The sequence below is a fragment of the Pedobacter sp. genome (genome assembly GCF_035317785.1).
GTDB lineage: Bacteria > Bacteroidota > Bacteroidia > Sphingobacteriales > Sphingobacteriaceae > Pedobacter.
The window spans coordinates 1-3,687 of record NZ_DATHGC010000055.1 but is presented as its reverse complement, the minus strand read 5'-3'; the positions used below and the strand labels follow the sequence as shown (position 1 = coordinate 3,687).

Sequence of the window (3,687 nt, the reverse complement as noted above, 5' to 3'; positions counted from 1 at the left end):
CCTTCCGGTAGTGAGCACATATGGAAAATCAGGGCCCGCCTTTTCACTGCTAAAATCATCCGGAACGGCATGAATGATCGCCCTTTTACTTTCGGTATGAAATTTTTTATCTGCAAACAAGCGCGCCGTGCCCGAATCCATACGTTTACTATAGGGCCACTGCACGGTATTCTTACGCCTGATCACTTCATAGTCAAGACCGTCCATGCGCAGCGTGGTTTTGGCCGTCAGCCGGGTATGTTCTTTAAAGATCTCCTCAGCAGAATTGAAATCAAAGCCGGGGTAGCCCATTTTTTCCGCGAAGCGGCAGATGATCTCCGAATCCGGAAGTGCATCGCCCGGCGCCTCTGTTGCTTTATTGAGGTAACTGATCCGCCGCTCTGAATTGGTCATGGTGCCCTCCTTTTCTGCCCATGCGGCTGCTGGAAGGATCACATCTGCATATTTTAAAGTTTCCGGCTTGTTGCTGATTTCCTGCACGACAACGAATTTGGCTTTTTTCAGGCCCTCTTCTGCTATACGCGCATTGGGCAAGCTCGTGAGCGGGTTGGTACAAATGATCCAGATGGCTTTAAGGCGGCCATCGTTCAGTGCATCAAACATTTCAGTAGCTGTTAATCCGGGCCTGGCCGATATTTCTTTGCCTTTCCAAAAGTCCTGAACTTCTTTGCGATGCAGCGGATCGCTGAGATTGCTGTGCGCCGGCAGTAAATTGGCCAGGCCGCCAACTTCCCTGCCACCCATAGCATTGGGCTGTCCGGTGAGAGAAAATGGGCCTGAGCCCGGTTTACCAATGTGTCCGGTAATGAGGTTCAGATTGATCAGGCTTAGATTCTTGTTCACACCGACCACACTTTGGTTCAATCCCATAGTCCACATGCTGATGAAACCTTTGGCGTCGGCTATATATTCTGCTGCGGTAATGATGTCATAAGGGTCCAGTCCGCAGATTTCCGCCGATTCTTTCAGACTTTTAGCAAATACCAGGTCCCTGTATTTTTCAAAGCCCTCAGTATGATTGGCTACAAATTTATGGTCGATCTTATCTCTTTCGATCAGCAGTCTGCCGATGGCGTGATTGAGCGTAATGTCTGTACCCGGGTTGATCTGCAGGTGGAGATCAGCATTTGAGCGGGTATCCGTAACACGTGGATCTACGACAATGACCTTCACATCCGGATTTTTAGCTTTGTGAGCTTCTACCCTGCGCCATAAAATAGGATGACACCAGGCTGGGTTGGCACCGGTCACGTAAAAGCAATCTGCTAGTTCAATATCGTCATAGCAGATGGGCACGCTGTCCTCTCCAAGGCTCATTTTGTAAGCAGCCACAGCACTGCTCATACACAACCGTGAGTTGGTATCTATGTTGTTGCTGCCTATGAAACCCTTGATGAGCTTATTGATGACGTAATATTCTTCTGTGAGACACTGGCCGGAAGCGTAAAAAGCTACCGAATCAGGGCCGTATTTGTCTATAAATGTTTTGAATACTGCAGCAGTGCGCTCCAGGGCTGTGTCCCAGCTTACTTTTTGCAATGGCATATTCTTGTTGTACCGCATTTGCGGATACAGCAGCCGGTCGCTCTGATCGTTTACAGTGTATTGAAGATTTAAACCTTTGCTGCACAGCGCTCCCTTGTTTACAGGATGATCAATATCGCCGCTTACTGCTACAGAACCATTCTTCTCCTTATTGACAACTACTCCGCATCCGACACCACAATAGCAGCAGGTACTTTTATAAGATCGTTCTCTACTTTCCATGGGGTTGCTATTCTGGCTTAGGCCGGTTGTAATTCTACGTTGAGACTATTGCTCTTTACGGTCTCTTTGTGAAAAGGGGTCACGGTAACAACCAAACCTATTACGGCAACGGCTATTCCTATATATAAAAACGCATCGGCATAGGTAAGGGATTTGGATTTGAAAAGGAACCCGGCCAGCATCGCTCCAAGATTGCCGCCGGCACCTACGATGCCGCTTACAGACCCTATCGCTTTTTTATTGATAAAAGGCACTATGGAATAAGTGCTTCCGTTTGCCATTTTTAGAAACAGTGCAAAGACCAGCATGCAGATGATGGCAACAGTGAGCGTACCCGCCTGTGCAAAGAAGGTGATTGCGATACCTTCGAGCACCAGGAAGGACCCAAGAAGAATACCTTTCCCCTTCAATCCATACACTTTACCGACCTTGTCACTCACAATACCTCCAAGTGCCCGCGCAAAGATGTTCATGAAGCCAAAAATGGCAGCGAGTGCCCCGGCCACGATCAGCGTTGCATTAAAATTATCGACAAAGAAGATGGCCGCCACATTGTCTACTGTGATTTCAATACCGAAACACGCTGCATAGGCAAGGGCTAAAACCCAGGTCCGCCTGTCTTTCATTGCTGTTGCAAAAGAACCTTTGGCTTTCTCTGCTTTTGGCCCCCTTTCGATATCGGCATAGTTACCAGCGGGTGTGTCTTTGGTGTATTTATAATAAACAAATGCCATGATCAGCAGAATAACCCCGGGCACTACCATCGCATACCGCCATGAATCGGCGTCGCTGCTGTAACCAAGAACGACAAAAGCAGAAGCGATCAAAGGCATCACCAGGTTAGTAACTCCGCCGCCAAGATTTCCCCAGCCACCGGAAACCGCATTGGCTGTGCCGATGATATTGGGTGCAAACATCATTGAGGTATGGAACTGGGTGATGACGAAAGAGGCGCCTATGATTCCGATAATAAAGCGGAATACCAGGAAACTTTCATAACTGTTTGACAAACCGATGAGCATCACCGGGAAAGCACCAAGCAGTAAAAGAGTGGTATAAGATAATCTTGGGCCAATACTGTCACATAGCTTTCCGATGAGGAGTCTTGCAAAAATAGTAGCGGAAACTGAGGCAATAATGATGTTACCGATCTGTTCCTTACTTAAATGAAGTTGTTCGCGCACTACAGGCATCAATGGAGCGATGCCAAACCATCCAAAGAAACAAAAAAAGAAAGTGATCCATGTGATGTGAAAAGTTTTCATCTGGATTCCTTTCCATGAAAAGATCTGCAATTCTTTGAGCGGTTGAAGTGTTTCAGTATTTGCCATATTTTTTTGATTTAATGATTAAGCTAAATACCGATACAGTTATCACCATCTTGAATACTTTAAATATCCTGTATCAGCCCATAAAACAATACAAAAACTCATAAATCTTAATACAATAAGTTAAAAAACAGCAAATAATCAAACATCTAACCAAATACATTCAAATATTATCAATTTTTAATAACTAAATAATGACATAAATAAGTTTAATGCTATAAATATATTAAAAATCATATATAAAAAGAATTTTTAATAATAAAAACTTGTATAAAAATGATAAATACAATAAAAATATGAATACACATTTAACAAAAAGACGATTTTAGATAATTTTACGGTTTTATAAGTTTAAAACCAACCAACACAATGTACCATTTCGTTAAAATCACTACATAATTGATCAAAAAATAAAAAATTAGCCAACAAGCAGCAATAAAAATCCACTTTTATTCAAAAAACAGGAAAATTTACCAGAAATAACGCTACAGGAAGAAGAATTTCACCAAATCTCCGCTGGAGATGATATCAGTTTCTAAAGGATGAAGTCCTATGGCGTCTGCGTTAACACCGAGCCTGATGTCACCAGATC

General features: G+C 43.9%; 2 protein-coding genes. Both read right to left on the bottom strand.

The window, feature by feature from the left end; genetic code table 11:
- The coding region (locus VK541_RS03630) for a molybdopterin-dependent oxidoreductase (protein WP_324367021.1) at positions 1–1,767 on the bottom strand (1,767 nt) is incomplete at its 3' end.
- A gap of 17 nt (positions 1,768–1,784) precedes the next feature.
- Entirely contained in the window at positions 1,785–3,098 is a 1,314-nt protein-coding gene (locus tag VK541_RS03625) for a NarK family nitrate/nitrite MFS transporter (RefSeq protein WP_324367019.1), read from the bottom strand.
- Positions 3,099–3,687 lie beyond the last annotated feature (589 nt).